Origin of the sequence: Microcoleus sp. D3_18_C2 (assembly GCF_036702395.1) — a bacterium.
In the GTDB taxonomy this organism is placed as follows: Bacteria; Cyanobacteriota; Cyanobacteriia; order Cyanobacteriales; family Microcoleaceae; genus Microcoleus.
Genome location: NZ_JAUBTG010000117.1, coordinates 1 through 5365 on the forward strand (window position 1 = coordinate 1; position 5365 = coordinate 5365).

General features: G+C 43.4%; 7 protein-coding genes. 2 read left to right on the top strand and 5 right to left on the bottom strand.

Features of this window, described 5'->3' with window-relative positions:
• The 5 genes from QUA88_RS29120 to typA all read right to left on the bottom strand — a co-directional run.
• Window positions 1–915, bottom strand: a 915-nt coding sequence (locus QUA88_RS29120) for a tetratricopeptide repeat protein (protein ID WP_333275189.1), incomplete at its 3' end; no start/stop codon positions are given.
• Between the two features lie 199 nt (window positions 916–1114).
• Window positions 1115–1654, bottom strand: coding sequence for a hypothetical protein (locus QUA88_RS29125; RefSeq protein ID WP_333261265.1), 540 nt, complete (start codon window positions 1652–1654; stop codon window positions 1115–1117).
• Between the two features lie 150 nt (window positions 1655–1804).
• Window positions 1805–2071 carry a Txe/YoeB family addiction module toxin gene (locus QUA88_RS29130; protein ID WP_332967907.1) on the bottom strand — a complete coding sequence of 89 codons (267 nt, stop codon included), beginning with the start codon at window positions 2069–2071 and terminating at the stop codon, window positions 1805–1807.
• Entirely contained in the window at window positions 2071–2292 is a 222-nt protein-coding gene (locus QUA88_RS29135; RefSeq protein ID WP_333261268.1) for a hypothetical protein, read from the bottom strand. Before QUA88_RS29135 ends, QUA88_RS29130 begins: the two co-directional genes overlap by 1 nt.
• A gap of 105 nt (window positions 2293–2397) precedes the next feature.
• Entirely contained in the window at window positions 2398–4188 is a 1791-nt protein-coding gene (gene typA / locus QUA88_RS29140) for a translational GTPase TypA (protein ID WP_333261270.1), read from the bottom strand.
• A 272-nt stretch (window positions 4189–4460) separates the two neighbouring features.
• Here typA and QUA88_RS29145 point away from each other — a divergent pair, with 272 nt between their 5' ends.
• Both QUA88_RS29145 and QUA88_RS29150 read left to right on the top strand, forming a co-directional pair.
• Window positions 4461–4787, top strand: coding sequence for a type II toxin-antitoxin system RelE/ParE family toxin (locus tag QUA88_RS29145; RefSeq protein WP_333238296.1), 327 nt, complete (start codon window positions 4461–4463; stop codon window positions 4785–4787).
• A gap of 4 nt (window positions 4788–4791) precedes the next feature.
• Window positions 4792–5166 (top strand): transcriptional regulator, encoded by a 375-nt coding sequence (locus QUA88_RS29150; protein WP_333275194.1) that lies wholly within the window; start codon window positions 4792–4794, stop codon window positions 5164–5166.
• The last annotated feature ends 199 nt before the right edge of the window (window positions 5167–5365 follow it).

A 5365-nucleotide genomic window follows, 5' to 3' on the forward strand; every position in this document is an offset into this window, starting at 1 on the left:
TTCGCTACGGACTAGACCCCGGTTGTAGTAGGCTTGAGCTAAGTCAGGCTGAAGTTCAATCGCTTTATTATAATCGGTGATCGCCCCTTTTTTATCTCCTAATTCGCTACGGACTGCACCCCGGTTGTTGTAGGCTAAAGCATTCATGTTGTGACTATCACCTTGTACCTGCGTTTTGATATCTGAAGAGAGCGATTCTGGCTTGACTACTTTTATTTTGCCTACTGGAGAATTTGCTATAACTTTTCCGTTAGAATCTGCTATTATTATTGTATCAAGGGGACGACCTAGTGTCTTGAGATAAGATTCATTTTCCTCGCCAGCTATAGCTAAAGAATATATTTGGTCATAATGGTATGACAAATTATGATCAGAATGGTATTGACGGCCATTCCACATTTTGGGGTATAAGTAAGTGCAAATTTTTATGCAAGCAAAAGCCATCCTGTATTCTCGAAATAGGCATAATAGCTTGGCAAGACCGTACCAAAGCATAAACCATGTTTGATTATGACTAAATACTTGATCGTAGTATTTGAAGGCTTGATTGAGATCGCCAGATCTCTTTGACATAATCGACTTATCCACTACGCTTAATAAATCGCTCTGAATTTCAGTGAGGTCAGACAATGACTTCACTTTATTTAGAATATAGGTAGCAGTTTGCTCTTCCCGATCAATGGCATTTTGAATAAACTGAAAAAGTTGACTTTCTGTCACGGATCTATATTTATGGTATCTAGGAAGACTTTCTTCAAAAGCCCCACCCTGATTTAGATAAAAATCTAAATCTCTGAAATACTCTGCACGTTCTCCATAACACTCATAGTTTTCTTCTGTGCCTATTGGATCATTTTGAGAAGTGGGCTTCCCATAATCAGGGTTAAGTTTCTTACGTCGTTTTGCCTCTCCCATAAATTTAACCCTGGTCTAATTAAAGTTTGAACTTGTCTGACTACTTTAGCATTCCACATATTTTATTTCCTGTCAACTCATCAAAAAACACTACTGCCCCAAATCCACAGAGGGCATCGCCCCGCACCCTCACAGAACTCAAAATCTACTGGCAACTCCTAGACTGGGAAAAACACCACATCCTCATTTTAATTTAAGATCAATAACCTTCGTGAATTGATTTACATTCCCAAAATAATCCAGGCCCAACCGTCAAAACTTGTTCTGTTGGCATGAACAATTCCCAATCGGGAAGTCCAGAATCATCTTGGAAATCTGGCTGTAAAATTAGTTGGTAATCACCCTCAAAAACTAGAGTGAGACTAATATTATGAGCATAAATCGCAAAATCAATCAATTCTTTATTTTCCAATTGCTGCAAAACTTTTTTGACAGCATCTATTTCTACCTCATCTATTTCTACCTCATCTATATCTACTGGCAAGGAAGAAGTTAAAATGCGATCGCCTTGCTTGAAAACCCAAGGTGTTGCCCTTGTGCCAAATTGCCAACTACCTTTGCATAGATGTGCTAATTTTGGGTGAGTATAGGCAGACATCTCACCGAAATCTAGCCGTAATTCATCCCCATAACTAAATATAACCTGATGACAAATTTCTCCGATCATCGGTTTAGTAATGACTGAAATAATTTGCTCGATATTTGGCTTCTGATTAGCAATAGATGTTTGAATAGCCATTTAAATATCCTCTAAAAATTCTTTAACCATTTTTTTTGATTACCCGCGAATTCAAAGAAACCAGGTTTTTGGGAGTTTTTAGGAGGTGTAACGAAGTATTCAAGGGAAAAACCCGGTTTCTGGCCACCCGTGCATCATGACTATCAAACACTATTCACTATAATGATTCTTACAAGCTGCGATCGCAATTTCGACCTCCGTAACTTGGTAAACCAAACGATGTTCGTTATCAATGCGCCTCGACCAAAAACCACTTAACTCGTATTTCAGAGGTTCAGGTTTGCCCAATCCTTCAAAGGGCGATCGATCTATATCTTTAATCAATTCTACAATTTTGCGATAAATCTTTTTGTCTAATTTTGCCCATTCATTAAAATCTGCAAAAGCAGAAGATTCAAAAATAATTCTTCTACTCATTACAAATCCTGTAAATCGACTTCAACTAAATTTTGTCTGTCTTTAACATTTTCAATAGCTTTCAACAGTTTGTTTTTATTGACTTCCGATTTCAAAAGATATTCGGTTTCATCGCATTCTGAGACAATTATTTCAATCTCTTTATCTCCAAAAATCGCTTTGATTTGTTCTAAAAATTTACGATCTAGTTCGCTGGCTTTTAAACGATAAACTGTTGACATCGTTTTTACCTATTTTTGATTTCGATAAAAATTAATATTGCCTTTAAATACAGTAGTTTGAAGTTGACACTAAGGGCTGGCAATTTTGCCAGCCCTCAAGTTGTTTTACCGTTTGACCAACTTCTTAGAAACCTTCCGCAAACGAATAGATTGTGGTGTTACTTCCACCAATTCATCCTGGCCGATGTATTCCAAAGCGCGCTCCAAACTCATATCGACTGGTGCTTGCAATTGCGCCAATTCTTCACCACCAGATGCGCGGTGGTTTGTCAACTGCTTCGACTTGCAAATATTCAGCTCCATGTCTTCATCTCGGTTGTTTTCTCCGATAATCATCCCTCTGTAAACCTTGGTTCCGGGGGTAATGAAAAATACGCCGCGGTCTTCAGCATTTTTCAGTGAATAAGTAGTTGCAACTCCTTCTTCAAAGGAAATCAATACTCCGTTGCGACGGGCGACAATTTCTCCACCGAGGGGGCGATAGTCGAGGAAGCTGTGGTTCATAATTCCAGCGCCGCGAGTCAAGCGCATGAACTCGCCTCGGAATCCAATCAAACCGCGAGCGGGGACTGAAAATTCGATTTGGGTGCGACCGGTGCTGCTGACGTGCATATCTTGCATTTCTGCTTTCCGCTGACCGAGGCGTTCGATGCAGCCGCCGACTGCTTCTTCGGGTACGTCTAACACCAAACATTCAAAGGGTTCGCAGGGACGACCGCCGATTTCGCGGTAGATTACTTGCGGTTGAGATACTTGGAATTCGTATCCTTCGCGACGCATATTTTCGATCAGGATTCCGAGGTGGAGTTCGCCACGGCCGGATACGAGGAATTTGTCGGGAGATTCGGTTTCTTCGACGCGCAAGGCGACGTTGGTTTGGAGTTCTCGCATTAGCCGATCGCGAATTTGCCGAGATGTCACAAAACTTCCTTCTTGACCGCAGAACGGCGAATCGTTCACGGAGAAAGTCATCTGCAAAGTTGGTTCGTCTACCTTGATTAAAGGCAGCGCTTGCGGGTCGTTCGGACAGGTAATTGTTTCGCCAATATAGGCATCAGCAAAACCGGCAACGGCGACAAGATTACCAGCAGAAGATTCTGGGATATCAATCCGCTTCAGGCCTTCAAAGCCCATCAATTTGGTAATTTTTGATTTGACAAGCGCGCCGCTTTCGGTGATTAAGACTGCTTGTTGACCGATTCTAATCGTGCCGTTGTGGATGCGGCCGATGACGATGCGACCGACGTATTCTGAGTAATCTAAGGTGGTTACTTGCAGTTGTAGTGGCTTGTTGGGGTCGCCTACGGGGGGTGGTACGTGGTCGAGGATTTCTTCAAACAGGGGCTTCATATCTACCCCTTCGTCTTCGAGGTGTTTTTTGGCGTAACCGCTTAAGCCGGAACCGAAGAGATAGGGAAATTCGCACTGATCGTCGTCAGCACCTAGTTCGAGGAACAGATCCAAAACTTTATCGACGGCTTTGTGGGGGTCTGCTCGCTCGCGATCGATCTTATTCACAAAGACGATCGGGCGCAGTCCTTTTTCGAGGGCTTTTTTGAGCACGAAGCGGGTTTGCGGCATCGGGCCTTCGTTGGCGTCTACGATCAGCAGACAGCCGTCAACCATGCCGAGAACTCGTTCGACTTCTCCGCCGAAGTCCGCGTGTCCGGGGGTATCGACGATGTTGATCAGGGTTTCTCCGTACCTGACGGAGGTGTTTTTGGAAAGGATGGTAATGCCACGTTCGCGCTCGATGTCGTTGGAGTCCATGACGCAATCTGGGATTTCTTCCCCTTCGCGGAAGATCCCGGACTGTCTGAGGAGAGCGTCCACAAGGGTGGTTTTGCCGTGATCGACGTGAGCAATGATGGCGACGTTGCGAATGGGAAGACTCATAATGCGTCTGGAACGTTAAACGGATCTAACTAAAGATTTCTTAATAATTGTAGCGCATCAAGTCAAGGGGCGATCGGGCGCGGCTGACAGATTGGAGTGCGATCGTCGGTAAAATCAAGATTATGGAAGCACAACCGAGAGAAATTGAGCGTTACACTACCCCTGACGGCAGAGTTCCTTTCGAGCGGCGATCTTGAGTTTGCCCTGGTGATGAAGGTTGGATACGGGGCGATCGCCGATATTAAGATGAGGGTGCAAGTACGATCGACTTTATGGAAGTACAACCCAGAGATATTCAGCGTTATACCACGCCAGACGGCAAAGTTCCTTTCTCCGAGTGGTTAGACTCCCTGCGGGATCTCAAGGCAAAATTTAAGATTGACCGGCGACTCGATCGAGTTGGGACTGGAAATTTCGGAGATTACCGCTCAGTCGGAGAAGGTGTCTATGAGTTGAGGATAAATTACGGCCCCGGCTATCGGGTCTATTTTGGACAAGTAGAAGAAACAATTGTACTTTTGTTGATAGGCGGGGATAAAAGCACTCAAGAGCAAGATATCCGCAAGGCTAAAACATACTGGACAGATTACAGGAGTTAAGACAATGACAATGCCTAAGAGCTTACCTTATCACCCCTATAAAATTTCAAATCTCAAAGATCCGGCATATTCTGCGGGCTATCTCACAGAGATTTTTGAGGAGGAAGAAGGCGATTTGGAATTAGGAATCATGCGAAAAGCACTTCGAGATGTATTTGAGGCTCTTGGGGAACCAAATATGTCTGCTGAAGATGCTAAATTGCATTTGGAAAAATTAGATGTTTTGTTTTCGGGAGAAGGAAGTGCGACAATTTATGCTTTGGCAAGTTGGCTAAATGCTTTGGGATTGAAGTTATCTGTTGTGGTTGATGAAGGGGATAAAGGGCAAGAGGAAGATTCTGTTGCTGCTGCTGAATTGGCGGAAGTTGGTAATATTTGATTTTGGTCGATCGAGCTTGCTTGAATGTCGTTTATCTTAGTCAGGTAGCAATTGATAGAGGGATTTATTCAATGATAAACAATGACAATTTGATTTCAGCAGTAGGAGTAGATTACAGCAATCGGGAGCATCCCGATTTTGTAAAAGTGCTATCCAGAGAGGATAATAGGTAGAGCGTCAACGGAAGCGTGAACTGCAT

What these genes read in the sequence shown, in the direction of transcription:
- typA (WP_333261270.1), bottom strand. Translation starts at nt 4,188, where the DNA reads ATGAGTCTTCCCATTCGCAACGTCGCCATCATTGCTCACGTCGATCAC.
- QUA88_RS29150 (WP_333275194.1), top strand. Translation starts at nt 4,792, where the DNA reads ATGACAATGCCTAAGAGCTTACCTTATCACCCCTATAAAATTTCAAAT.
- QUA88_RS29135 (WP_333261268.1), bottom strand. Translation starts at nt 2,292, where the DNA reads ATGTCAACAGTTTATCGTTTAAAAGCCAGCGAACTAGATCGTAAATTT.
- QUA88_RS29130 (WP_332967907.1), bottom strand. Translation starts at nt 2,071, where the DNA reads ATGAGTAGAAGAATTATTTTTGAATCTTCTGCTTTTGCAGATTTTAAT.
- QUA88_RS29125 (WP_333261265.1), bottom strand. Translation starts at nt 1,654, where the DNA reads ATGGCTATTCAAACATCTATTGCTAATCAGAAGCCAAATATCGAGCAA.
- QUA88_RS29145 (WP_333238296.1), top strand. Translation starts at nt 4,461, where the DNA reads ATGGAAGTACAACCCAGAGATATTCAGCGTTATACCACGCCAGACGGC.